Genomic DNA, 23,724 nt, shown 5'->3' with positions numbered 1-23,724 from the left:
CCGGGCAGGGGTGAGGGCAGAGTTATGGCGCTGACAATATTTATCGGGCTGCTGCTCACCCTTGGGGCGGGCATCGGCGCGCAATGGGTTGCTTGGCGTTTTCGTCTTCCTGCCATCGTTCTGTTATTTGCCCTTGGCCTGATCTTCGGACCTGGCCTTGGCATTTTGCATCCGTCTGCCGCGCTGGGCTGGATCTTTCGCCCGCTTGTCTCGCTTCTGGTCGCGATCATCGTGTTCGAAGGCGGATTGCTTCTCGATTTTCGACAGTTGCGCGAAGCCGGCGAGGGGGTGACGCGCCTCACCATGCTGGCCCTGCCCATTTCCTGGGGGCTTGGCTGGGCGGCAGCCCATTATATCGCTCATATGGAATGGGGCGTGGCCGCGCTTTTCGGTGCGATTATCACCGTGACCGGCCCGACCGTCGTGCTTCCTCTGCTGCGCCATAACAAGCTGCAGCCGCGTGTCGCGGCCTTCCTGCGCTGGGAAGCGATCATCAACGATCCGATAGGCGCCATTCTGGCCGCTGTGGTGCTTCAGGTGGTGGCGACCCGCGTGCCTATTGGCACGGACGTGTTTCTGACAACGGTATTGCCCGATCTGCTGGCGTCGACCGCAGAGTCTCTGGCGGTGGGTATTCTTCCGGCCTATCTCGTGCGCTATCTGTTCGTGCGCGATCTCATGCCCGAGCCGCTCAAGACGCCTTTGCTGCTGACGCTGGCTCTGCTCATTTTCAGCGTGTGCAATATGAGCATGGAAGGTGCCGGGCTTGTCGGTGCCACCGTGTTCGGCATGGCCCTGACCAATCTGCATGTCCCGGGTCTTTCCGAGCTGCGCCGCATGAAGGAATCGCTCGTCGTCCTCGTGGTCGCTGTCCTGTTCATCATGCTGACGGCTGACCTGCATCGCGAAGTGCTGGCCCATCTCTCACTGCCGATATGCCTGCTGACTGCGGCTGTCATGTTCGGCGTGCGGCCATTGGCGATTTTCCTGTCGACCATTGGCACCGGCCTGAAATGGCAGGAGCGTCTGTTTGTCGCCTGGATCGCTCCTCGCGGTATCGTCGCCGCCGCCGTAGCGGGTGCCGCCGGCTATCGCATGACCGATGCGGGCTATCACAGTGCCGATCTGATCATGCCTGCCGTCTTCGCCATTATTGGCGGCACGATGATCTTTCACGGGTTCTCGCTGCGCCCCATCGCGCGCTGGCTCAAGCTGACGCTTTCCAATGAGCCAGCCCTGGCCATTGTCGGGGCGTCTTCCTGGTCGATCGATTTTGCCAAATGCCTGAGTGCCTCGGGCATTCCCATCCTGCTGGTCGATAACCGGTCTAACACGCTTATCCCGGCCATGCGTCAGGGGGTGCCGGTCCTGCGGGCGGAGCTGCTTTCTCAATATGGTGAAGAGGCGCTGGAAGAGCGCCCAGCCGATTATCTCATCTCGACGACGGCTGATGCTATCTATAACGGCCTTGTTTGCGCCCATATGGCGCCTCACATGGGGCGCCAGCGTGTTTTCCAGATCAGCCCCGGTGTAGCACGGCTCGATTTCTATCACGGTCTCTCGCGCGATGCGCGTGGCAAGCTGCTTGGCGATCCGTCCTGGAACTTCACACTTATCGACATGCTTTTCGAAAAAGGCTGGCGCTTCGCTACTGCAATGGCAGATGAAGCCAGTGCCGCCTCCTTTGGATCGGTGCCGAACCGCCTCGATTTCCTGTCGATCCGGCGTGGGCAATCCATCTCCATCCGGTCGGCAGAAGATCAGTTTCCCGTAACTCCTGCGCTTGGCGATCTGCTGGTCTATATGGCGCCGCCCGTCGAATCCGTGGATGAGGCGAGTGCGGAAGGCGAGCGCCGCTGAGGGGCCTGGTTTGGCGCCGAGTGCCCTGTCAACGGGCTTTCAGCCCGCCTGCACCTCTATGCCTGTCGCACCTGAAGCAATCAGCTCGCGGAGCAGGGCCTCTTTCAGCGCGATGCAGCCTTCCGTAACGCCGCTCTCTGGCGGCATATGGAGAAAAATGGCAGAGCCACGATTGCGCACGACCGGATCATCGTTCCAGCCGAGGACGACACAGAGGTCGTAGCAGTGGTCCTCGCGCCAAAGTCGCTCATGCCTGCCCTCATGCGGCAATGAGATGTGCCTGTTGTAATCGCGATGATCGGGGTCGTCGCACCAGCCATCATCAGGGCTGAGCGCTTCAATGCGGAGGCGTGTTTGAGGGCGCACAACACGATCGGCGCGATAGAAAACCTGACGGAACGGAAGAAACCCGGTGGGGGTGGCCTGGTCGCCTTCTGACTTGTCCGATCGGATCCCGCCGGCCCCAATCAGGGCTGGAAGGGGGTGATTATTGACGAAAAGTGTCCCGGTGCGCCCTTCACCATGTCTTAATATGACGAGCATGTCACAAACCTCACGCCTGAACATTAATTTAAGGGTAAATTACGTCTAAACGCCGGTATCCATCAGTGGATTGGCATCAGTCGCATTGGCGTTGTCACGATATCCGTGTAAGTCTCACGGGTAAAACAAGGCCCTTTCTTCACTATTGAAGGGTGTGGTCTTGGCTCAGGGGTGTTACCCCAAAGATGGTGAGAGAAGGTTATACATGCCTGGTCCGCGTCCTGTCCTGATTGTTGACGATGATGATACGCTTCGCCAACTGCTGGTCGAACAACTCAAGCTCGAGGGTGAGTTCGAGCCCATTCAGGCTGCCTCCGTTGCCGAAGCGAAAGAGAAGCTCGGCGTTACCGATGTGCGTGTCGATGCCATTCTTCTCGACGTTACCCTGCCCGACGGCGATGGTCGCGATTTCTGCGCCGAGCTGCGTCGTCAGGGTATACGCATGCCCATCATCATCCTGACCGGATCGGATGACGAAGCCGACGTGGTGCGAGGGCTGGATGCCGGGGCGAACGACTATGTCGCCAAGCCGTTCCGCATCGCCGAGCTTCTGGCCCGTCTGCGTGCCCAGCTGCGTCTGTTTGAAAACAGCGAAGATGCTGTCTTTCCGATCGGGCCGTATCTGTTCCGTCCTTCTTCCAAGATCCTGCAGGAGCCGGCGAAGAACCGCCGCATCCGCCTGACGGAAAAGGAAGCGGCAATCCTGAAATATCTCTATCGCGCCGGGCATCGCCCGATTGCGCGTCAGGTGCTGCTGAACGAAGTCTGGGGCTATAACGCCGCTGTCACGACGCATACGCTCGAGACGCATATCTATCGTTTGCGCCAGAAGATCGAGCCCGATCCGGCAAATGCCTCCCTGCTTCTGACGGAAGGGGGCGGTTATCGCCTCAATCCTGAAGGCAGCGACGCCCTGATGAGCTGAGAAACCAGCCAGGACTGACTGATGGAAAACCCGGCTCCGCAAGGAGTCGGGTTTTTTCACATCAGGGCCTTTAGCGGGTTTGTCTGTTTGGCGTCACCATGTCGGGGGCATGATGCCCTTTATCGACCGGATATTGATCCTCGGCGAGGGGCAGCACACCTCAGGCGAAGGTCAGATCGAGATCGACCATTACGGGCACGTGGTCCGATGGGCTCGCCCAGTCGCGCACGTCCCTGAGTACTTCCATTCCCTTCAGGGCGGGCGCCAGATCCTGTGTCAGCCAGACATGGTCGAGGCGGCGGCCACGATTGGAGAGGTTCCAGTCGCGATTACGGTAAGACCACCACGTATAGAGCTTTTCCTGCGCTGGTACGACCAGCCGCATGGCATCCACGAAGCCGGTATCCTGCCAGGCTTTCAGCCTTTCGATCTCTGGCGGGGTGTGACTGACGACCGTGGCAAGCTGTTTATGGCTCCAGACGTCATGTTCCAGCGGAGCGATGTTCAGGTCGCCGACCACGATCGAACGCACCGGCGTGTTCTCTTTGAACCAACAGGTTACTTCCTCGAGAAAAGCCAGTTTGTGAGCGAATTTGTCGTTTACGGCCGGGTCGGGAATGTCGCCTCCGGCAGGGACGTAGAAATCATGCAGGATGACTGGCCCTGTGCTGGTCTCGAACAGAATGCCGGCATGGCGCGTGTCGCTTTTGCCGCACCAGTCGGGCACGGCCTCAAGCGGGGTCATGGCGTGACGTGAGAGAATGGCAACCCCGTTATAGCCCTTCATCCCGAGGAAATGCTGGTGTGGATAGCCCATTTCGCGCAGCGCCTCGGCAGGAAACAGGGCGTCCGGCACTTTCGTTTCCTGCAGGCAGATGATGTCCGGGCGCTGTTCTTCTGCCAGGCGCTGGAGCAAAGGCAGTCTCAACCGCAACGAATTGATATTCCACGTCATCAGTCGCATGGGACAGGGCCTTTCAAATTGGCAGGAGGAGGAGGAATACCCCTTGCGGGGGCGTTGCAACAGACCATTTAAGCAATCATGACACGCGATATTCATGACCAGCTTCTGACACTCGACTCCCATATCGATATCCCCTGGCCCGACCGGAACGATTTCGAAACCGGCTCAGCCGACCGCCAGGTCGATTTGCCCAAACTTCGTGCTGGTGGCCTCAAGGCAGTCTGCCTTGCCGCCTATATTCCCCAGACCCGTCTTGAAGACGCGCCGCGCCAGCAGGCCTGGGAGCGTGTTCAGGCGATGCTTGAGGTGATCAATGGCCTTGGCAGTGAGGCTGTGTCTGTCTGCGCGTCAGTCAAGGCAGTGCGTGAGGCGGTGGCTTCAGGGCGCGTGGCAGTCATACCCGCTGTCGAAAACGGTCATGCGCTGGGGGGCGATCTTTCCCGTGTCGACCGACTGGCCGCTTATGGCGTGCGATACATGACCCTGACCCATAATGGCCATAACGATCTGGCCGATGCCGCGATTCCTCTTCCTGCGCTTGGCAATGATCGTGCTCTGCATGGCGGGCTCTCGTCGCTGGGGCGGGCCGTCATTGCGCGCATGAATGAGACGGGCATCGTGGTCGATGTTTCCCACGCAGCGAGAACCACCATGATGCAGGCGGTTGCCCTGTCTTCGCGGCCGATCGTCGCCAGCCATTCCTGCGCACGCGCCCTGTGCGATCATCCGCGGAATCTGGATGACGAACAGCTGCTCAGTCTTCGTGATGCGGGAGGCGTAATCCAGATCACGGCCATGTCGTCTTTCCTCAAGCCCAGCGCGCAGGGCAGGGCCAATGTGGCGGATCTCGCCCGTCATGTGCGCTACGTGGCCGATCTGATCGGCGTAGCTCATGTGGGCGTGTCTTCCGATTTCGACGGTGGGGGGCAGATCGAGGGCTGGGCGGATGCATCGCAGACCGCGTCGGTCACGGAGGCGCTGCGCCGGGAGGGGTTCGCTGAAAGCGAGCTTGCGGCCATCTGGGGAGGCAATTTTCTGCGCGTGCTTGAGCAGGCGGAGGCACGCTGAACGGAACTTCGAACAAAACAGGATCGTTCTGTGTGGCGGGATGCAAAATTTGTCCACTTTCCGGCCCGTTCCGGTATTGACACCCTGTGATTCCAAGGTCTTGACGCGGTTTCTTCCATACGGATTGGCAAAATTGTTAATTTTCAGTGCCTTACCATTCGATGCCCAAAAATTAGGCAAAGCGTCGCAAAGCGCGCCAAACTGCGCCCGTCATCAATTTGTCACGCGATCCCCCACAGACTTATCCACATGTTCCGTGGATGAAGTTGGCGCCATCATGGCATCGGGCTCGCATCCATGAGCAACGCGAACGAAGCGGGTGATATTGGCGCGGGCCTCTCTGACCAGAGTGGCCCCAGACAGGGCCCAGACGCCATTCGCGAGGCGCTGAAGACCATTCCATTGTCGCCGGGCGTCTATCGTATGCTCGGCGCCAAGGGGGAGGTGCTCTATGTCGGCAAGGCCCTCAGTCTCAAGAAGCGCGTGTCATCCTATCTGCGTCTGAACCAGCTGCCGGAGCGCCTGCGCCGCATGGTCAGCCTCACATGCTCCATGGAGATTGTGACGACACGCACAGAGGCCGAGGCGTTGCTCCTCGAGGCCAATTACATCAAGAAGATGAAGCCGCGCTTCAATATCCTGTTGCGGGACGACAAATCCTATCCATGGATCATGCTCACCGAGGGTCATGAGTTTCCGCAGATTACCAAGCAGCGTGGCAGACCGATCAAGGATGCCACCTATTGGGGACCTTTTGCGTCGGCCTGGGCGGTCAATCAGACGCTCAATCTCATCCAACGCAGCTTTCTGCTGCGTTCGTGCAGCGATTCAGTGCTTTCGACGCGTACGCGCCCTTGCCTGCTGTTCCAGATCCGACGCTGCTCGGCGCCCTGTGTCGACCGGGTGACCCCCGGGGAGTACGGCGAACTGGTCGAGGAGACGAAGCAGTTTCTCTCCGGCAAGAGCACGGATGTTCAGAAGGCGCTCGTCGAGGAAATGGAGAAGGCCTCGGAAGCGCTCGAATTCGAACGGGCCGCGGCGATACGAGACCGGATACGCGGTTTCTCCAGTATGCAGGAATCCGGGATCATCAATCCGGCTTCTATCGGCGACGCTGATATCATTGCCTTGTGGCAGCAGGCAGGAAAGACCTGTCTTCAGGTCTTTTTTATTCGTAACAGCCGCAACAATGGCAACCGGGCCTTTTATCCCGAACATGCTGATGACGATCAGGCAGCTGATATTCTCAGTGCGTTTCTTTTGCAATTCTACGACGACAAGCCGCCACCGCCGCAGATCCTGCTCAATTGCGATCCCGCCGAGCTCGACCTGGTCTCAGAGGCGCTCAGCCTCAGGCGGGGCCGAAAGGTCGAGTTGCTGCAACCACAGCGTGGTGAACGCCGCGATGTCGTGCGCCATGCCGAGACCAATGCGCGTGAGGCGCTCGAGCGCCGTCTTGCAGAGAGTGCCGGGGTCAGCAAGCTGCTTGACGGCGTGGCATCTGTCTTCGGGCTTGAGGCCCCTCCTGAGCGTATCGAGACTTACGACAACTCGCATATCATGGGACAGCACGCTTATGGCGTCATGGTGGTGGCAGGGCCGGAAGGCTTCACCAAGCGCGCCTATCGCAAATTCGCCATCAAGGGCCCTGTTACGCCCGGCGACGATTTCGGCATGATGCGAGAGGTCATGGAGCGGCGATTCGGCAAGCGGGATCCCGATACCCCGGATGAGCGTCCGCAGGACTGGCCCGATTTGCTTCTGATCGATGGTGGTCTCGGCCAGTTCAACGCAGTCAGAGCCGTGCTGGAAGAGCTCAATGTCCGTGATATTCCGATCGTGGCCATTGCCAAGGGCCCGGATCGCGATGCAGGGCGTGAGTGGTTCTTTCAGGAGGGACGTGCGCCATTCCAGCTGCCGCCCAACGACCCGGTGCTGTATTACCTGCAACGGCTCCGCGACGAGGCGCATCGCTTTGCAATCACGACCCATCGGGCAGGGCGAAGCAAGGCCATCAAGACTTCCGAGCTCGACAGCGTGCCCGGAATTGGTGCGGTCAGGAAACGCGCTCTCCTGAATCGCTTTGGCTCGGTGCGTGGTGTGCGTGGTGCGAGCGAGGAGGAACTGATCTCGGTGGCGGGCATCAATTCCGAAACCGCGCGCACGATTTATGCGTTTTTTCATCCGCAATGAAGCCAGAGTGACTATGATGGTGCGGTAACACCATCCTATCATGGGGCATGATTCCCATTTCGAGGCTCTGCAACGCCCCCAGCGGCTTCTACAGCGGCTTCAGGAACGATTAATGCTGACAGATCTGCCCAATATCCTGACCTTGCTGCGTATCGCGTCGATACCGGTGCTGATTGCCCTGATTGCTTTCGCAAGTCCGGTGATGGATGGACTTGCCTGCATAGTGTATATCGCGGCCTGCATTACCGACTATCTCGATGGCATGCTGGCGCGGCGCTGGAAACAGGGATCGGAGCTGGGGCGGATGATGGACCCCATCGCCGACAAGCTGCTCGTTGGTGCCCTGCTGCTCGCCCTGGCGGGCTATGGGCGGCTGGTAGACGGGGCGCTTTTTGCAGCGATCATCATTCTGATACGTGAGATCATGGTCAGCGGCTTGCGCGAGTTCATGGCCAGTCAGCGCGCGACCCTGCCTTCGACGCGTCTGGCCAAGTGGAAGACCGGCATCCAGATGGTGGCAATCGGCTGCCTGTTGGCCGGCGATGCCATGCCGCGCCTGATCGGGCTAGGTGGCATCTCATTCTCCACCCTCGGCGCCGTCCTGTTGTGGTTCTCGGTGATCCCGACCGTCCTGAGTGGCTGGGGCTACCTTGTGACGGGGCTGTCTCGTATGATGGGGAACCGTCCCGATGGCGCTTCTGCCAAGGTCAGTCATTGAGCTGTTGAGCTGGGGAAAGAGGGGTTCGGCAGGCCTTTGCGTCCCGGCCAAGCACCGTGGTTTTCTATCTGCTGACCTTGCCTTGGATGAGCGAAATCTCAGGGGCCTGCCAGCATGTCCTATGCCATGCTGAGCGGCTTTTCCTGTGTTGCTGATCTGCGGCGCGACCTACGTCCTGTCCAATAAAGTAGGTGGCTCTGCCTGAAGGGCCATATGCGTCGACACTCGCCTTGGCGGTAGTTGAGGCACATTTGTGGGAGTTTATGGTCGCCTGACGGCGTCGTTCAAATGGGAAACACCCCGCTGATAGCGAGTAGAGCACGTTTCTTGCTCGGTGCAGGGAAGAGCGCGTCAGACCCCGCCTTAATTGATGTCGACCACCGGCGTCTCGGCAGATATGGCGCGTGCAGTTGCTCGGCGCTTCTGGCCTCTCAACGTCGTTTGGAGAGCCTGCAGGCACGAATAGGCGCATGGAAAGCGAGATGGCGCATCGGTCTTTGCTGCACGATAAAAACCTACCAGCGGGAGAGCCCGCCCGTTGCTGTGAAACGCCGGTTTTCTCAGTGAGATCCGTATGTGTTGCTTGGTCCGGCACAAAACGCCGCCCATATCCCCGACCAGCCGGATTGAGGAAATTTACTCAATCAACGGCTATCAATACTTTGGCTTGTTACATGTGTTTGGGTCTCGAGGGCGCCTGTGTTCATGGCGTTGTTACGCAGCCTCATGCGCTCTCTGGCCTGACGGCTCAAAGGTGACAAGTTCCGGGCGATCGGGGCAGGGGAGCAGTTTGGCGCAGTTGAGTTACGCCTGAGGCGATAGATCCGGAGGTTAGTCAACCCATGCGCACACTGCGACAGCTTCCGTTTCATTGAGCAACCTCCGTTTCTGACGGATTTCGCCTGACGGATTTCACGCAGATACAAACTCAAGATGAGAGAATTGCAAGGCTTTGAAGCAGGCAGGCAAGTATTCCGGTCTATACATGTTCTGTATCTGGCGTTGGACGATCTTAACGCTTAAAAGAGCAGGGCAGACATCTCTGGAGTAAATGATGCGAAAGGCCGCTCTTTTAGCGATCCCTCTTTTTTTGAGTGGCTGTTCCGGTTTTGGGAAATCTATTCAGGATACGGCGACCCTTCCTGGAGCCAATCCGAATATGCCTGAAGGCCAGTCGGAAAATCTGGAGAAAGTGAAGGGCCACGCCTATATCGCCATGCCGATCCTGCCGGAGAGTGGCAATATCTGGCCGGGCGCGCCTCAGCCTCTGCCCACTCTGCGTGATGTCGAAGGCTCACCCAACGGGTTGCGCGATGCGATGTCTGACACGAACAGTTATTTCGGCTCAATGACGAAAGGTCTGGACGCAAGCGGAACCCAGCTCGGCGATGGCGGATCGCTTGCCATCGGCGAGCATGACGGCGTGGTCAACGGCGTGCGTGGGGCGGCTCGTCCGTCGCTTTCGTCTTCTGTTGAAGATAACGCCCATAAATATATTTCGCCCAGTCGAAGCGGTACGATCATCATCCCCAATGGTGATGGCACCAGCACACAGATCGACCCTGATGGGACAGTGCGTGTGACGAAAGACAAGCCGGCAACTCATTGAAATCGGGAAGGAGGGGGCGCGTCCGCCGGACGACGCCCCCTCCGTTTTCAGGCGGCGCGTCTCGCGCCAAAGACACAGAACAGAACAAGGCATGTAACCCCGACCAGCAGGGGGGGAATGACCTCATGCAAAACGAGTGCTGACAGTGCCAGCCCGCCGAAAGGCTGCAGGAGCTGCAACTGCCCGATACGGGCGATGCCACCCTGAGCCAGGCCATGATACCAGAACACAAAGCCCAGCATCATGCTGAAAAGGGCAACATAGAACAGTGACACCCAGGCTGAGGGGGAGATCTGACCCCAGTTGACGGGATGGTTGGCGAGTGCCAGCACGCTCATAAGCGGCAGGGCAAGGATCAGCGCCCAGGAGATCACCTGCCAGCCACCCAGTCGGCGCGACAAGGCGGCGCCTTCAGCATAGCCAAGCCCACAGACGAGGATCGAAGTCAGCATCAATCCGTCGCCGATAAGCGATCCGCCATGGGTCTGGGTCAGCGCGTAGAACAGCACAGCGGCAGCGCCGCAGAGCGAGAAGATCCAAAATCGGAGCGAGGGATGCTCGCCATTGCGCAGAACCGCAAACACCGCCGTGCTCAGAGGCAAAAGCCCTGTCCACATGGCAGATCTCACGGCCTCGATATGCTGCAAGGCACAGGCTGAGAGCAGGGGATAGCCGATGACCACGCCTAGGGCGACGATCGCGAGAGGCAGCAATGCATCGCGCTCCGGCTTTTTCTGCCGGAATACGGTGAGAAGAGCGATGGCGAGCAGGGCGGCGATGACAGCACGTGCCGCGGTCAGAAACAGGGGTGGGAAGCCAGTCTCTGCAAGCCTCGTTGCCGGTAGCGAGCCGCTGAAGATCGCTATGCCGATCATACCACTAACATAGCCGCTCGATTGTTTCATGGGTCTTTTCCGCCTGTACCTGACGGGCGATTCACGCCCTCTTCCGAGCGGTCACTCTGATGCCGTCCTGTTCGGCAGACCATGGACAGTTCAGCACAGTTGGGCAAAACTGTACGGCATTCAGTAGCCATACAGTTTGCGGGCTCCCATGCGCGAAAAAAACCGGACCGAGACGGTCATTGCCGCTGTGCGCACACGTATCGCCTCAGGCAGTCTGGCGCGAGGTGAGCGCTTGCCCTCGATACGTCGGCTCGCCAGTCAGCATGGCTTTTCTCCTTCGACCATCGCCGAGGCCTATGACCGCCTCGTTGCGGAAGGGATGATTCATGCGCGACCCGGGTCAGGCTATTTTGTCGCGGGCGGCACGCTCGCGGGTGCCGCTCCGAACACGAAACGCGATCACGCGGTGGATCCGTTCTGGGTGTCGCGTCAGGCCCTTGAAGCCGATCCTTCGATCATGCAGCCCGGATGCGGCTGGTTGCCAGAATCCTGGATGCCACTACCCGCTCTTCGCCATGCGCTTCGCGCGATGTCGCGAGAGGAGGGCGTATTGCTGACCGGCTATGGGCCCGCCAGAGGCTCGTTGTCCTTGCGCCAGTTGCTGACGCGACGCTGGGCTGAAGATCAGCTGCATGTGGCACCAGAGCAGATCCTGCTGACGAGTTCCGGCACGCAGGCGGTCGATCTGGTCTGCCGTCTGATGCTCAGCCCCGGCGATACGGTTCTGGTCGATGATCCCTGCTACTTCAATTTCCGGGCGCTTCTGGCTGTGCATCGCGTAAGGGTGATAGGCGTTCCCTGCCTTGCAGATGGCCCTGACCTTGATGCTTTTGCCAGATTGCTGAGGCAGGAAGCGCCGAGGCTCTACCTGACCAATTCCGGATTACAGAACCCGGTGGGCTGCACGATCACGCTGCACAAGGCGCATGAGATACTCTCATTGGCCAAGGCGCATGGCGTCACGATAATCGAAGACGACATCTTCGCCGATTTTGCGCCACGCCCCTTTGCGAGCCTTGCCCCTTTAGACGGGCTTAACCGTGTCATCCGGATCGGCTCTTTCTCGAAGACCCTCTCTGCCTCACTACGCTGTGGCTACATCGCCGCCTCTTCAGAGATGATCGAGAGGCTCGGAGATCTGCTGATTGCAACTGGCTTCGCCGGTGTCAGCCCTGTTGCAGCGGAGATCGTGAAACACGTCCTGACTGGCGGCTCCTATCGCCGTCACATGGAGGCGCTTCATTGTCGTCTGGCTCAGGCGCGCAAGGAGGGGGCTGCGCAGCTGGGATCACTCGGGATCAAACCTGTCATCATGCCTGAAGGGGGCTTCAGTCTCTGGTGTGAGATGCCTGCTGGCTGCGATGTTACAGATCTGGCGCGAAACGCCCTGGAAGAGGGGATTGTGCTCGCCCCGGGGGCAGTCTTCAGCGTCTCTGGCGAGACATCCCGATTCATGCGCTTCAACGTCGCTCAAATGGCCGAGAACAATATCATCGGCCAACTGGCAGTTCTGCTGGGACGCAGCGCCTCGTCAGGCTAGGCGTTCGCTGACGGACAGCCTGCAGCCAACAAGCGTTCCGCCTCAGTTGTACTGACGATACAATCCGATCAGCACGCCCTGGATACGCACGCGATTCTGCGGGAAGATCTGGGTCTCATAATTAGTGTTTGCAGGCTCAAGGGCGATAGACTTGCCCTTCTGACGCAGGCGCTTGAGCGTGACCTCCTGGTCATCGACCAGTGCCACCACGATCTGTCCGTTTTCTGCTGTCTCACCCTGACGAATGATCACCGTATCGCCATCTAGGATGCCGGCATCGATCATGGAATCGCCGGATACGTGAAGCGCGTAATGCTGCCCATTGGTCAGCTGGCCCGCCGGAATGTCGATCTGTTCGCCCGAATCACGGAAGGCCTCGATCGGAAGGCCCGCAGCAATGCGGCCATAGAGCGGTACGCCGACAACGGGCGTCTGGCTGGCTTCGACGGAAGCGGAAACAGCCCGTTCCTGACTATGGGCAAGGCGGGGGAAGCTGCCGCTCTCAGAGGCCGGAGCCTGAATGACCGGTGTGGTCGAGGCCTCTGTGACCGGGAGGCGCACAATCTCAAGCGCGCGGGCGCGGTGATGATGACGACGAAGAAAACCACGCTCTTCAAGGGCTGAAATCAGTCGATGAATTCCCGATTTCGAGCGCAGATCAAGCGCTTCCTTCATTTCGTCGAAAGAGGGAGAAAACCCGGTCCGCTTCAGATAGGAGTCGATAAAAAGCAGGAGCTGGTGTTGCTTGCGCGTGAGCATGGGGTTCCTCTCTCCAGGGTTGGGGCGGCCTAAGACCGCGTCAGCCCGGAATCACTATGTTCTTATTAAGTTCTCGCTTCGATCTCTTCAAGATTTTTTCCCCGGCACATCAAAATTAATCCACCGTTTTACCGGAAACACTTGACCTGCGCGCGTAATCCACGCATTTAGGCCCCAGCTTGAAAACGCTGCCGTTCATGTCGCGCGCAGCGACAGATCAGTTTGCGAGGACCCCATGGCAAAGACCAACGTCATTCAGATCCGTCTCGTCTCGACCGCAGAGACCGGATATTTCTACGTCACCAAGAAGAACGCCCGTTCGGCTACCGGCAAGATGGAAGTGCGCAAGTACGACCCCGTCGTCCGCAAGCACGTTGCGTTCCGCGAAGCCAAGATCAAGTAAGATCAGGCATCAGCGATAAATGGAAAAAGCGGCTTTAGAGCCGCTTTTTTTATGCCTGCTTTTCTGGATAAGCCCGTCAGGATAGCGCTGGTTTTCCTGGGCAAAGCTGCTGCTTCAGAAAGTCAGTAAAGCTTCTCGTGCGGACCGTAGGGAATTACGGTATCGCCGGTGCGGGCGAGGTTCAGCATGGCTCGCGAGCGTTCATCGAGCATATCGGCATCGAGGGCGCGTTCGTTGAGGCTGGTGATGCGGCGCTTCCAGACAGCTTGCTCGTCGTCAGCATCTTTCTGGGCCTGAATAGCCTGATCCATAAGCTTGAGCTGCTGGTGATAGGCCTTGAGACCGTGATCGCCCTGTAGGGCGTTCCATCCGAAATAGGCCGTCAGCCCGAGAAACAGGGCAGGGGGTACAACGGCGCGCACGACGCGGCGGATGGCACGAACGATCTGCACGGAAACTCCACGGTTGCAAGCGGGCTGTTGGGAGATACCCTACCCTGAGGGCTGCGCCGCTTACAATCGGGGATTTGGGAAAGGGAGCGAAATTCGCTCCCCTTCATTAAAATCAGGCGCGCGGAAGGATCGAGCGGCCTGCGTAACGGGCTGCGGTAGCCAGTTCGTTTTCGATACGGATAAGCTGGTTGTACTTTGCCGTACGATCGGAACGCGACAGCGAGCCTGTCTTGATCTGACCGCAATTCGTGGCGACTGCGAGATCAGCAATGATCGAATCTTCGGTTTCACCCGAACGATGGCTCATGACGCACTTATAGCCGGCGCGATGTGCGGTTTCCATGGCGCGGAGCGTTTCGGTCAGCGTGCCGATCTGGTTGACCTTCACGAGCAGCGCATTGGCCGTGTTGCTTTCGATGCCACGCACCAGACGCTCCGTGTTGGTCACGAACAGATCGTCGCCGACGAGCTGCAGCTTGTGACCAAGCTTTGCAGTCAGTTCTGCCCAGCCTTCCCAGTCATCTTCTGCCAGACCGTCTTCGATCGAGACGATCGGGTAGCGTGCAGCGAGATCGGCCAGGTAGTCGATCATGCCCGAGGAGTCGAGGTCGCGGCCTTCGCCGTCCATCTTGTAGCGGCCATCGCGATAGAATTCGGTGGCAGCACAATCGAGCGCAAAGGTCACGTCTTCGCCAAGGCGGTAACCAGCGCCTTCAACCGACTTCGAGATGAAGCCAAGCGCTTCGTCTGCCGATTTTAGGCCCGGTGCGAAACCGCCTTCATCGCCGACATTGGTGTTGTGGCCGGCTGCATGCAGGTTCTTCTTGAGATGGGCGAAGATTTCCGAACCCATACGCACGGCATCCATGATCGTCGGTGCGCCGACCGGCTGGATCATGAATTCCTGGATGTCGATGGGGTTGTCGGCGTGCTGACCGCCATTGACAATGTTCATCATCGGCACGGGCAGGGTGTGCGCGAAGACGCCACCGACATAGCGATAGAGCGGAATGTCGAGTTCGAGCGCAGTCGCCTTGGCGGTCGCGAGCGACACGGCGAGAATGGAGTTTGCACCGAGGCGTGCCTTGTTGGGCGTGCCGTCCAGCTCGATCATGGCTTCGTCGATCGCGATCTGATCAGACGATTCGGCGCCCTGCAGCGCATCGAGAATTTCGCCTTCAGCGAAAGCGGCAGCCTTCAGAACGCCCTTGCCGCCGTAGCGCGACTTGTCGCCGTCACGCAGCTCGACAGCTTCATGGGCGCCGGTGGAGGCGCCTGACGGAACGGCTGCACGGCCCTTGGCGCCGGAGGACAGTTCGACCTCGACTTCTACAGTCGGGTTGCCGCGGCTATCCAGAATCTCGCGGGCAATGATATCAATAATGGCGCTCATTTGGGGGCTCCCTGTTTGAACGTTCGAACTTCGGGCATCACAAGGCGTCGAGACACCGGCGCTGTCAACTGGCGTTATGTGAAATGAGGATGGATATTCCGTGAGACCCCTGTCACCGCTCGTCATTTTTCTCGGCATAGCCGGTCTCGTGCCGTTTCTATGCCTCGCCATGGCTGCTCTGTTCTGGGGTAGTCTCGGGCCGATCAGCCATATCGGCGTAGCCATGCTTGCCTATGGAGGCTGCATTCTCTCCTTTCTTGGGGCCGTGCATTGGGGGCTCGCTCTCGAACAGCCCGCCATCATGCCTGCGCAGGGCTTGGGCCCGATCAACCGGAGGCGCCTGTTTTTCGGGGTATTGCCTGCCCTGTGGAGCTGGGTCGCCATTTATGCAGGTGTAGTCTGGGCACCGCGTGGCGGTATTCTGATGGAAATGATCGGGTTTATTCTGGTCCTGCTGGCAGAGCGCGCTGCCTATCGCAAGGGCGCACTGCCTGCCGGGTATTTCCCGTTCCGCGCCCTTCTGACGGCTGTTGTGGTGCTTTGCCTTGCCGCGTGCCTGAGTGCGCCGTTGCAGCCCTATACGATCTGAAAGACCGGCTCGCAGATCACCGGGAAATTGACCGATCGAGCGATGAAGCAATGCGCGTGGGCCTGATCATGAAGGGCCTGCGCACGTGCCATAGAACTGCCGCTGGCAAGGGTGATGACGGGACGCAGCGTCGCGCTTTCAAATTCGCCATCGCCTTGCGGGTTTTCCATCATCACCGCCTCGGCTGAGTCGTGATAGCCGGTGACGACAATCCCGGCACCAGCGCAAAGGCCGAGATACCAGAGCTTGTGGCAGGCGCTTAGCGAGGCAAGCAGCAACTCGCCCGGATTCCACCCTGTGGGGTCTCCATGGAAACTGGGATCAGCCGATCCATGGATGACGGGTTTGCCCTCAGCCGAAATATCATGATTTCGGCCATAGACATGCCAGGATTGCGTGCCTAGCCCGTGATTGCCTGTCCATTCGGTATCGACCGAATAGACGTGTCGCTTAGAACCCATTGGACTTGGAAAGCTTGTCGAAGGCCTGCAGGGTGGAGAGAAGACCACGCATCTCGGAAAGCGGCACCATGTTGGGGCCGTCGCTCGGCGCGTTGTCCGGGTCTTCATGCGTTTCGATGAAAACCGCTGCAACGCCAATGGCCACGGCAGCCCGCGCAAGGGTCGGAACGAACTGACGCTGGCCACCGGAAGAGCCACCGAGCCCGCCCGGCTGCTGTACGGAATGCGTGGCGTCGAACACGACCGGATAGCCGGTTTCTGCCATGATCGGCAGGCCGCGCATGTCGCTCACCAGCGTGTTGTAACCGAAGCTCGTGCCGCGGTCGCATAGCATGATCCGGTCATTGCCGGTCGAGGCGATCTTGGCAGCAACATTCGCCATATCCCAGGGCGCAAGGAACTGCCCTTTCTTGACGTTGATCGCGCGTCCTGTTTCCCCGGCAGCCAGAAGCAGATCGGTCTGACGGCACAGAAAGGCCGGGATCTGCAGCACGTCGACCGCTTCTGCGGCAGGCTTGCACTGTGCGGCGTCATGAACGTCGGTCAGAACCGGACAGCCGAATTCCTCACGGATGCCAGCCAGAATGTCGAGCCCTTCGGCAAGGCCGATGCCACGCTCGGCTTTGAGTGAGGTGCGATTGGCCTTGTCGAACGAGCTTTTGTAGATCCAGCCAATACCGAGCCCGCCGCAGATTTCGGCAAGCCCTGCTGCCATCTCCCGCGCATGCGCACGGGATTCGATCTGGCAGGGACCAGCGATAAGGGTGAAGGGCTGGCGATTGCCGATGGTCAGCGAGCCGAGGGTGATATCGGTCATGCGAGGCGTGCCTTCTTGACCGCAGCTTCAATGAAGCCCGCAAAGAGCGGATGCGGTGCAAAGGGTTTGGACATGTATTCGGGGTGATACTGCACGCCAACGAACCAGGGGTGGTCAGGATATTCCACCACTTCCGGCAGCACGTCGTCTGGCGACATGCCGGAGAAGACGAGACCTGTCGCCTCAAGCTGCTGGCGGTAATGCACGTTCACCTCATAACGGTGACGATGACGCTCGCGCACTTCGGTCGTGCCATAGATTTCGGCAGCGCGTGAGCCCTGCTTCAGCTTGGCCGGGTAGGCGCCAAGACGCATCGTGCCGCCCATCTCGCCATGTTCACGGCGGCGCAGCATTTCGTTGCCGCGTGCCCATTCGGTCATGAGGCCGACAAGCGGCTCGTCAGTTGGGCCGAACTCGGTCGAAGAGGCCTTTTCCAGACCAGCCAGTGAGCGCGCGCATTCGATGACGGCCATCTGCATGCCGAAGCAGATGCCCAGGAACGGAACACCATTTTCACGGGCATAGCGCACCGCTTCGATCTTGCCCTCTGATCCACGCTCGCCAAAGCCGCCCGGAACAAGAATGCCGTCGACGCGACCCAGCGCGGCAATGGAGTCGGGGTTCTTTTCGAAGGTTTCGGATTCCACCCATTCGAGGCGGACCTTCACCCGGTTGGCAATACCGCCATGAAGCAGGGCTTCGATGAGCGATTTGTAGCTGTCGAGCAGGGCGGTATATTTACCGACAACGGCAATGCGCACTTCGCCGTCGGGGTGGCGCAGTGTCTCGACAATTTTCGTCCAGCGGCTCAGATCGGGCTCGCCTTCAACGGGCAGGCCGAAATAGCGCAGCACTTCATCGTCCATGCCTTCCTTGTGATAGGAAATCGGGCAGGCATAGATGGTGTCGACATCGAGAGCCGCGATGACGGCCTCGGGGCGCACATTGCAGAAGCTCGCGATCTTGCGGCGCTCATTCGTTGGAATGGCGCGATCCGAACGGCAGATGAGCATCTGCGGCTGAATGCCGACATTCTGCAGTTCCTTGACGGAGTGCTGTGTGGGCTTGGTCTTCAGCTCGCCTGCTGCCGGGATGTAGGGCAACAGCGTGAGATGCACGCACATGGTCTGGCTGTGGCCCAGATCGTTGCGCAGCTGACGGATCGATTCGAGGAAGGGCAGGCTCTCGATATCGCCTACCGTACCGCCAATCTCGACAAGCACGAAATCATAGCCATCGGTGCCGGCAACGACGGCTTCCTTGATGGCATCGGTGATATGGGGAATGACCTGCACGGTCGCGCCGAGATAATCGCCACGACGCTCACGGGCGATCACTTCCGAATAGATGCGGCCAGTCGTCGCATTGTCGGCTTTGCGGGCATGAACTCCCGTAAAGCGCTCGTAATGGCCGAGGTCGAGATCGGTCTCGGCTCCGTCATCGGTCACGAAGACTTCGCCATGCTGATAGGGGCTCATCGTCCCCGGATCGACATTGAGATAGGGGTCCAGCTTGCGCATGCGGACCTTGTAGCCGCGCGCCTGGAGGAGAGCCGCAAGGGCAGCAGAAGCTATGCCCTTGCCGAGAGAGGAAACCACGCCACCGGTGATAAATACGAACCGAGTCATGGAAGGCTCTCCTACATTGGATCGCGTTGATAGGGAACGAGAAGATTGCCGTCAGAGCGCTTCTGACGGCAGAAATTTTACGCCCTGTTGCCTCACTGCTTCGTCGGCGCGGCCGGAGCGGTTGCCGGGCTGGTCGCCGGAGCGGGGGCTGCCGGTGTTGCGGGTGCGGCGGTCTGCGGGGCGGAGCTGGCCGGCGCCGGGGCGGGCTGGGCCAGAATGTCGCTGCCGGCATTGGTCGAGGCGCCGCGGTTGAGAACGGCGAGAAGCAGGCAGAGCACCATGAAGACGCCAGCCAGAACGGCTGTGGTGCGCGTCAGCAGGTTGGCCGTGCCGCGACCGGTCATGAACGAACCCATTCCCTGGCTGCTGCCAATGCCAAGACCGCCACCTTCACTCCGCTGGATGAGGATGACGCCGATAAGAGCAATGGTCACGAAGAAATTGAGAACGAGCAGAAGCGTGGTCATGTCCGGCTTTCAGGTAAACACGATAAATATGCCGTCAGGACGCCAGCGAAAGTCCAGCCCGTGCGATGCCGAGAAAGGATCTGGCAGACAGGCTGGCCCCGCCGACGAGCACGCCCCCCACACCGGGAACAGCGAGGATGGACGCGGCATCTTCGGGCTTGACTGAGCCGCCATACAGGACACGCATCGATTTGTCATCCGTTTCCAGATGGCGCGCGAGCGCGTCATGCAGGAAGGTCAGGCGCGATTCGATGTCCTGCTGCGTTGCGGCCTTCCCGGTGCCGATGGCCCAGATCGGCTCATAGGCGACGATCCCGTCGAAATCGGGCGGCAGGCATTCGGTAATCTGTTTCCCGAGCCATTCTTCAGCAAGGTTTTCTTCCTTCTGGCGCCCGCTCTCACCGACGCACACAACGGGGCACAGGCCGAATTCCCGGGCACGCATGACCTTGCGTTTTATGAGAGCGTTATATTCGTGATGGTGCTCACGCCGCTCCGAATGCCCGAGGATCACATGGCTCACACCACTATCGGCCAGCATCCCGGCGGAAATATCGCCTGTATAGGCACCCTCGATTTCGGCGTGGCAATCCTGTGCGCCGAGCCCCACGCCATGCTCGCTAAGCAGGGGAAAAAGGTGGTGGAGAAGGGTGAAGGGAGGGGCCAGAACAACGTCGCGTTCCTTGAGGATCGTGCCGATTTCTGTCGTGATCGCGCTCGCGAGATCGGTGCCCGCCTTGCGCAGGCCGTGCATCTTCCAGTTGCCGATAATCATCTGGCGCATGATCGTCTCTCCATATCCGGCGATGGACCTGCATAGCTCGGGTCTTTGTGAGCAGGACAGGGGATAACGCCCTAATACGCATCATCTTCCTGTCAGTTGTGTCACAACTTTTGTGATCCTTGTAGCTCAGAAAGGAGGCGGCGGCCTGTGATCAGGGGCGCAGACTGGTCAAGATGGGCGTCTGCTACTATGGTCCTGTGCTTCAATCCCTGGCGAATTGCGGATCTCAAGCGCGTATGATTTCGACTTTGCGGCATTTTGTTGTCGACTCCTGGATCGGGCGGCTCATCGCTCTCCTCATTTTTCTCGCCTTTGTGGGATGGGGTGTGGGCGACATGCTGGGCAAATATAATCAGGCCCAGGTCGACAGTGTTGTGACGGTCGCAACACGCAGGATCAGCGCAGAAGAACTCGAACGAAGCATTCGCAACCAGCTGCCAGCCGTTGCCCAGCAGATGGGGCTGACCGATCCGTCTCAGCTGACGCCCGCCATGCGCCGTGAAGTGGCGCAAGGTGTGTTGCAGCGTCTTCTGGCGCAGAAAGAAGTTCTGGCTCTGGCTGATCGCAATGGAATGAAGGTTCCCGATGCGCTCGTGCGGAACGAGATCTTCGGCTACCGGGTTTTTCAGGGAACGGATGGTCGTTTCGACCGCAAGATTTTCGATGCCAAGCTCCGGCAGCTCGGGTTGCAGGAAAAGCCTTTCCTCGACTCGGTGCGTGATGATCTCGGCGCGCGTGACCTGCTGGAAGGCCTCGGCAAGACGATGGTCGTGCCCGCTTCGGTGCTCGACCAGCTGCTTGCCTATAACACGCGTCAGTTCAGGACGGATCTGCTGCGCATAGACAGCGATGGCGTGACAGTTCCGACAGCGCCTGAAGAGGCCCAGCTGCGTCGTTTCTACGACAATCATCAGGCGCAATACCGCTCTGCCGAATATCGCCACGCCAAGATTGTTCTGCTTTCGGCAGAGAGCGTGGCGCGTGGCCTCACCGTGCCGGACGCACAGCTTCGCCAGATCTATGATTTCGAGAGCGCGAAATACAACGTACCCGAGACCCGTGATATCGAGGTTCTGACCGTTCAGAGCCGCGATGCCGCCGAGGCGCTGGCGACCACCTGGAAGGCGAATGCCGACTGGGAGGCCATTCAGAAGGCCAACCCGTCTGCCGCTTCTGTCGCTTTCCCGCATGCACGCGAGATCGACATTCCCAGCCCCGAACTGGCAAAGGCAGCTTTTGCATCCGCTGCCAATTCGGTCATCGGGCCAATCCAGACGCCGACGGGCTGGGTCGTGTTTCGCGTGACGGCCATCACGCCGCCGCACAAGACAGATTTCGATCAGGCGAAAGCTGAAATCCGCGATGAGGTCGCCCGCTCACAGGCGCCTCAGCTCCTTGCTCAGCGTTTCGCCTCGTTGCAGGATGCGATTGCAGGCAGCGCCGATCTCGAGCAGGTGCCAACCGATCTGGGGGCTGTCCCTGCTCAGGGTTCGCTCGATGCGCAGGGTCTGACCAAGGATGGCGAAGTGGCGCCTCTGCCGGGTGACGACGCGACACGCAAGGCAATCATCGCACGCATCTTTTCGCAAAAGCAGGGTGAGAAGCCGACCCTGATCAATGGTCCGGCCAATAGCGGCTTTGCCGTGCTCGTTGACTCGATCGAACCCGGCCATGTGAAGCCCTATGAAAGCGTGCGCGAGCAGGTTGGTCATGACTGGCTCAAGGCGCAGCAGATGCGTCTGGCTGATGAGCGCGCGACTACGATCATGCTTGCCGCCCGCAAGTCCGGCGGTCTCGAAAAGGCCGTGGCAGGCACGACCGACGCCGCTGCCATGCAGAAGGATCTGCCGATTTCGAGAATGCAGAATGGCGGCCTGCCTTCCGCACTCCTTTCGGAGATTTTTGCGACCAAACCGGGAAAGACCGGCATGATCGCCGTCGGCGACGCGCTCTATGTCTTCACGGTTACCGGCACGGAAGCCGCGAGCCCGGAAAGCACCAAGGCACTGCGTGAGAACATGCAGGGGCAGCTTGAACAGACGATCCAGGGCGATGTTCCGACCGTTTTCGTGCATAGCCTCGAGAGCGAATTCAAGCCGGTGCCGAACATGCCTGTGCTCCAGCAGGTCATGAGCAGTGTGGCAGGTCAGCAATGACAGCGGAGTTCCTCTACAGCATTGAGGCTGCCGATCTGCTGACGCCGGTCTCGGCGTTCATGAAGCTCTCTTCGCTCGTGCCTCAATCAGGAGAGGGGCGTCCCTATCGTCTGCTCTTCGAGAGCGTCGAGGGCGGGGCAACAAGAGGGCGTTATTCGGTCATCGCCATGCTGCCCGATCTGGTCTGGCGCTGTGCTCACGGTGTGGCTTCAGTCAATGCTGCGCCGTTCGAGCCGGGCTCTGTCTTTGAGGAAAGTGCCGACAAGCCTCTCGTTTCGCTGCGCAAGCTTGTTGAAGAGAGCCGGGCAGAATTGCCTGAGGGGCTGCCGACAATGATCGGCGGGGTTTTCGGCTATCTCGGCTATGACATGGTGCGCCAGATGGAGGTTCTGCCTGACGCGCCACCGGATGATCTGCATCTGCCCGACGGCGTGATGATGCGTCCGGGCCTGTTTGCAGTTTTCGACTCGGTGCGTGACGAGCTTTATCTTGCTGTGCCGATGCGAGAAGGCGGGTTGTCGCGCGACGCTGCGCAGGCGCTGCTCGATCGTGCCCGCACAGCGCTGGTCGAGGCGTCGCTCGATGCGGCCTGTACGCTTGCCAAGGGCACCGAGCTCGCCGCGCCAGTCTCGACCGTCTCGGCGGAAGCGTTCATGGCGAAGGTACGCAAGGCGCAGGACTATATTGCTGCGGGCGATGCCTTCCAGATTGTGCCCAGTCAGCGTTTCGAGACGGCGTTTCCCCTCCCGGCTCTGGCGCTTTACCGCTCCCTGCGTCGGGTCAATCCGGCGCCGTTTCTGTTTCTGGTCGAGATGGATGGCTTCTCGCTTGTGGGTTCGTCCCCCGAGATTCTCGTGCGTCTGCGCGAAGGGGCTGTCACCGTGCGTCCGCTGGCGGGAACGCGTCCGCGTGGCGTTGACCGTGAGGCTGATGAGCGTCTTGAGGCGGAATTGCTGGCGGATCAGAAGGAGCGGGCCGAGCATCTGATGCTGATCGATCTGGGGCGCAACGATGTGGGCCGTGTTGCCCGCATGGGCTCCGTGACCGTTCCGTCTTCTTTCGTGGTCGAACGCTACAGCCATGTGATGCATATCTCATCGACTGTTCAGGGTGTCATCAGGCCGGAATGCGACGCGCTTGACGCGCTTTCTGCGGCATTTCCTGCCGGAACCCTGACGGGCGCACCGAAAATCAGGGCGATGGAGATCATCGACGAACTGGAAGTGACCCGTCGTGGGCCCTATTCCGGATGCATCGGCTATATCGGGGCCGATGGCGACATGGACACCTGTATCGGGCTGCGTATGGCGATTCTGAACAAGGGTCGGATGTATGTGCAGGCTGGTTGCGGTGTCGTTGCCGATAGCGATCCGGCCAGTGAGGAAATGGAGACGCGTCACAAGTCGCGCGCCATTTTCCGTGCCGCCGAACTCGCGGTTCAGCAGGCCAGCGACAGCGCTGGAATGTAACCGAATTTGACCTTCACCCGA

Annotated in this window: 22 protein-coding genes; 11 read left to right on the top strand and 11 right to left on the bottom strand. The window is 59.6% G+C overall.

Features of this window, described 5'->3' with window-relative positions; genetic code table 11:
- Window positions 1–24 precede the first annotated feature (24 nt).
- Window positions 25–1,860, top strand: coding sequence for a cation:proton antiporter (locus AA105894_RS00350; RefSeq protein ID WP_267310014.1), 1,836 nt, complete (start codon window positions 25–27; stop codon window positions 1,858–1,860).
- Window positions 1,861–1,899: 39 nt separating this feature from the next.
- Here AA105894_RS00350 and AA105894_RS00345 read toward each other — a convergent pair whose 3' ends face one another.
- On the bottom strand, window positions 1,900–2,403 hold the full coding sequence (locus tag AA105894_RS00345) for a L,D-transpeptidase family protein (RefSeq protein WP_267310013.1): 504 nt from the start codon (window positions 2,401–2,403) through the stop codon (window positions 1,900–1,902).
- A gap of 205 nt (window positions 2,404–2,608) precedes the next feature.
- On the opposite strand from AA105894_RS00345, the gene AA105894_RS00340 reads away from it, so the two are divergent.
- Window positions 2,609–3,328, top strand: coding sequence for a response regulator transcription factor (locus AA105894_RS00340; protein WP_267310012.1), 720 nt, complete (start codon window positions 2,609–2,611; stop codon window positions 3,326–3,328).
- A gap of 160 nt (window positions 3,329–3,488) precedes the next feature.
- Here the strand turns inward: AA105894_RS00340 and AA105894_RS00335 are convergent, their stop codons facing one another.
- On the bottom strand, window positions 3,489–4,292 hold the full coding sequence (locus tag AA105894_RS00335; protein WP_267310011.1) for an exodeoxyribonuclease III: 804 nt from the start codon (window positions 4,290–4,292) through the stop codon (window positions 3,489–3,491).
- Window positions 4,293–4,370: 78 nt separating this feature from the next.
- Between AA105894_RS00335 and AA105894_RS00330 the strand changes: the two genes are divergently transcribed.
- The 4 genes from AA105894_RS00330 to AA105894_RS00315 all read left to right on the top strand — a co-directional run bounded on the left by AA105894_RS00330 (window position 4,371) and on the right by AA105894_RS00315 (window position 9,880).
- Window positions 4,371–5,360, top strand: coding sequence for a dipeptidase (locus AA105894_RS00330; protein WP_267310010.1), 990 nt, complete (start codon window positions 4,371–4,373; stop codon window positions 5,358–5,360).
- Window positions 5,361–5,657: 297 nt separating this feature from the next.
- A complete protein-coding gene (gene uvrC, locus AA105894_RS00325) occupies window positions 5,658–7,553 on the top strand; it encodes an excinuclease ABC subunit UvrC (RefSeq protein WP_267310009.1) in 1,896 nt (631 codons plus the stop codon).
- 112 nt (window positions 7,554–7,665) lie between these two features.
- The gene (gene pgsA, locus AA105894_RS00320; RefSeq protein WP_267310008.1) at window positions 7,666–8,271 is read left to right on the top strand and encodes a CDP-diacylglycerol--glycerol-3-phosphate 3-phosphatidyltransferase; all 606 of its coding nucleotides are present in this window, start codon (window positions 7,666–7,668) and stop codon (window positions 8,269–8,271) included.
- 1,159 nt (window positions 8,272–9,430) lie between these two features.
- Entirely contained in the window at window positions 9,431–9,880 is a 450-nt protein-coding gene (locus tag AA105894_RS00315) for a hypothetical protein (RefSeq protein ID WP_267310007.1), read from the top strand.
- Window positions 9,881–9,927: 47 nt separating this feature from the next.
- Here AA105894_RS00315 and AA105894_RS00310 read toward each other — a convergent pair whose 3' ends face one another.
- Entirely contained in the window at window positions 9,928–10,785 is an 858-nt protein-coding gene (locus AA105894_RS00310) for a DMT family transporter (protein ID WP_267310006.1), read from the bottom strand.
- Window positions 10,786–10,933: 148 nt separating this feature from the next.
- On the opposite strand from AA105894_RS00310, the gene AA105894_RS00305 reads away from it, so the two are divergent.
- Entirely contained in the window at window positions 10,934–12,325 is a 1,392-nt protein-coding gene (locus AA105894_RS00305; RefSeq protein ID WP_267310005.1) for an aminotransferase-like domain-containing protein, read from the top strand.
- 42 nt (window positions 12,326–12,367) lie between these two features.
- Here the strand turns inward: AA105894_RS00305 and lexA are convergent, their stop codons facing one another.
- A complete protein-coding gene (gene lexA / locus AA105894_RS00300; protein ID WP_267310004.1) occupies window positions 12,368–13,084 on the bottom strand; it encodes a transcriptional repressor LexA in 717 nt (238 codons plus the stop codon).
- A 235-nt stretch (window positions 13,085–13,319) separates the two neighbouring features.
- Between lexA and rpmG the strand changes: the two genes are divergently transcribed.
- The gene (rpmG, locus tag AA105894_RS00295; RefSeq protein WP_188426349.1) at window positions 13,320–13,487 is read left to right on the top strand and encodes a 50S ribosomal protein L33; all 168 of its coding nucleotides are present in this window, start codon (window positions 13,320–13,322) and stop codon (window positions 13,485–13,487) included.
- A gap of 122 nt (window positions 13,488–13,609) precedes the next feature.
- Here the strand turns inward: rpmG and AA105894_RS00290 are convergent, their stop codons facing one another.
- A complete protein-coding gene (locus AA105894_RS00290; protein ID WP_188426350.1) occupies window positions 13,610–13,939 on the bottom strand; it encodes an FtsB family cell division protein in 330 nt (109 codons plus the stop codon).
- A 112-nt stretch (window positions 13,940–14,051) separates the two neighbouring features.
- Window positions 14,052–15,332, bottom strand: a complete 1,281-nt coding sequence (gene eno / locus AA105894_RS00285; protein ID WP_023977385.1) for a phosphopyruvate hydratase — start codon at window positions 15,330–15,332, stop codon at window positions 14,052–14,054.
- A gap of 100 nt (window positions 15,333–15,432) precedes the next feature.
- On the opposite strand from eno, the gene AA105894_RS00280 reads away from it, so the two are divergent.
- The gene (locus AA105894_RS00280; protein WP_188426351.1) at window positions 15,433–15,921 is read left to right on the top strand and encodes a DUF3429 domain-containing protein; all 489 of its coding nucleotides are present in this window, start codon (window positions 15,433–15,435) and stop codon (window positions 15,919–15,921) included.
- Here AA105894_RS00280 and AA105894_RS00275 read toward each other — a convergent pair.
- The 5 genes from AA105894_RS00275 to tpiA form a co-directional block, all read right to left on the bottom strand.
- On the bottom strand, window positions 15,909–16,382 hold the full coding sequence (locus AA105894_RS00275) for an OsmC family protein (protein WP_267310003.1): 474 nt from the start codon (window positions 16,380–16,382) through the stop codon (window positions 15,909–15,911). The genes AA105894_RS00280 and AA105894_RS00275 overlap by 13 nt on opposite strands.
- On the bottom strand, window positions 16,372–17,199 hold the full coding sequence (gene kdsA, locus AA105894_RS00270) for a 3-deoxy-8-phosphooctulonate synthase (protein ID WP_267310002.1): 828 nt from the start codon (window positions 17,197–17,199) through the stop codon (window positions 16,372–16,374). The genes AA105894_RS00275 and kdsA overlap by 11 nt, the downstream gene beginning before the upstream one ends.
- Window positions 17,196–18,827, bottom strand: coding sequence for a CTP synthase (locus tag AA105894_RS00265; RefSeq protein WP_267310001.1), 1,632 nt, complete (start codon window positions 18,825–18,827; stop codon window positions 17,196–17,198). The genes kdsA and AA105894_RS00265 overlap by 4 nt, the downstream gene beginning before the upstream one ends.
- 92 nt (window positions 18,828–18,919) lie before the next feature.
- Window positions 18,920–19,294 carry a preprotein translocase subunit SecG gene (gene secG / locus AA105894_RS00260; protein ID WP_267310000.1) on the bottom strand — a complete coding sequence of 125 codons (375 nt, stop codon included), beginning with the start codon at window positions 19,292–19,294 and terminating at the stop codon, window positions 18,920–18,922.
- 34 nt (window positions 19,295–19,328) lie between these two features.
- The gene (tpiA, locus tag AA105894_RS00255) at window positions 19,329–20,078 is read right to left on the bottom strand and encodes a triose-phosphate isomerase (RefSeq protein WP_267309999.1); all 750 of its coding nucleotides are present in this window, start codon (window positions 20,076–20,078) and stop codon (window positions 19,329–19,331) included.
- Between the two features lie 236 nt (window positions 20,079–20,314).
- On the opposite strand from tpiA, the gene AA105894_RS00250 reads away from it, so the two are divergent.
- Both AA105894_RS00250 and trpE read left to right on the top strand, forming a co-directional pair.
- The gene (locus tag AA105894_RS00250) at window positions 20,315–22,234 is read left to right on the top strand and encodes a peptidylprolyl isomerase (RefSeq protein WP_267309998.1); all 1,920 of its coding nucleotides are present in this window, start codon (window positions 20,315–20,317) and stop codon (window positions 22,232–22,234) included.
- Window positions 22,231–23,703: an anthranilate synthase component I gene (gene trpE, locus AA105894_RS00245; RefSeq protein WP_267309997.1), complete on the top strand. Its 1,473-nt coding sequence runs from the start codon at window positions 22,231–22,233 to the stop codon at window positions 23,701–23,703. The genes AA105894_RS00250 and trpE overlap by 4 nt, the downstream gene beginning before the upstream one ends.
- Window positions 23,704–23,724 lie beyond the last annotated feature (21 nt).

Source organism: Asaia spathodeae NBRC 105894 (assembly GCF_025994195.1).
In the GTDB taxonomy this organism is placed as follows: domain Bacteria; phylum Pseudomonadota; class Alphaproteobacteria; order Acetobacterales; family Acetobacteraceae; genus Asaia; species Asaia siamensis.
This window is presented reverse-complemented; position numbering and strand designations above follow the sequence as displayed.

Coding starts and splice junctions, on each gene's coding strand:
- trpE (WP_267309997.1), top strand. CDS start 22,231: ATGACAGCGGAGTTCCTCTACAGCATTGAGGCTGCCGATCTGCTGACG.
- AA105894_RS00250 (WP_267309998.1), top strand. CDS start 20,315: ATGATTTCGACTTTGCGGCATTTTGTTGTCGACTCCTGGATCGGGCGG.
- kdsA (WP_267310002.1), bottom strand. CDS start 17,199: ATGACCGATATCACCCTCGGCTCGCTGACCATCGGCAATCGCCAGCCC.
- AA105894_RS00345 (WP_267310013.1), bottom strand. CDS start 2,403: ATGCTCGTCATATTAAGACATGGTGAAGGGCGCACCGGGACACTTTTC.
- pgsA (WP_267310008.1), top strand. CDS start 7,666: ATGCTGACAGATCTGCCCAATATCCTGACCTTGCTGCGTATCGCGTCG.
- AA105894_RS00265 (WP_267310001.1), bottom strand. CDS start 18,827: ATGACTCGGTTCGTATTTATCACCGGTGGCGTGGTTTCCTCTCTCGGC.
- tpiA (WP_267309999.1), bottom strand. CDS start 20,078: ATGCGCCAGATGATTATCGGCAACTGGAAGATGCACGGCCTGCGCAAG.
- lexA (WP_267310004.1), bottom strand. CDS start 13,084: ATGCTCACGCGCAAGCAACACCAGCTCCTGCTTTTTATCGACTCCTAT.
- AA105894_RS00335 (WP_267310011.1), bottom strand. CDS start 4,292: ATGCGACTGATGACGTGGAATATCAATTCGTTGCGGTTGAGACTGCCT.
- AA105894_RS00350 (WP_267310014.1), top strand. CDS start 25: ATGGCGCTGACAATATTTATCGGGCTGCTGCTCACCCTTGGGGCGGGC.
- eno (WP_023977385.1), bottom strand. CDS start 15,332: ATGAGCGCCATTATTGATATCATTGCCCGCGAGATTCTGGATAGCCGC.
- uvrC (WP_267310009.1), top strand. CDS start 5,658: ATGAGCAACGCGAACGAAGCGGGTGATATTGGCGCGGGCCTCTCTGAC.
- AA105894_RS00340 (WP_267310012.1), top strand. CDS start 2,609: ATGCCTGGTCCGCGTCCTGTCCTGATTGTTGACGATGATGATACGCTT.
- secG (WP_267310000.1), bottom strand. CDS start 19,294: ATGACCACGCTTCTGCTCGTTCTCAATTTCTTCGTGACCATTGCTCTT.
- rpmG (WP_188426349.1), top strand. CDS start 13,320: ATGGCAAAGACCAACGTCATTCAGATCCGTCTCGTCTCGACCGCAGAG.
- AA105894_RS00315 (WP_267310007.1), top strand. CDS start 9,431: ATGCCTGAAGGCCAGTCGGAAAATCTGGAGAAAGTGAAGGGCCACGCC.
- AA105894_RS00330 (WP_267310010.1), top strand. CDS start 4,371: ATGACACGCGATATTCATGACCAGCTTCTGACACTCGACTCCCATATC.
- AA105894_RS00310 (WP_267310006.1), bottom strand. CDS start 10,785: ATGAAACAATCGAGCGGCTATGTTAGTGGTATGATCGGCATAGCGATC.
- AA105894_RS00305 (WP_267310005.1), top strand. CDS start 10,934: ATGCGCGAAAAAAACCGGACCGAGACGGTCATTGCCGCTGTGCGCACA.
- AA105894_RS00275 (WP_267310003.1), bottom strand. CDS start 16,382: ATGGGTTCTAAGCGACACGTCTATTCGGTCGATACCGAATGGACAGGC.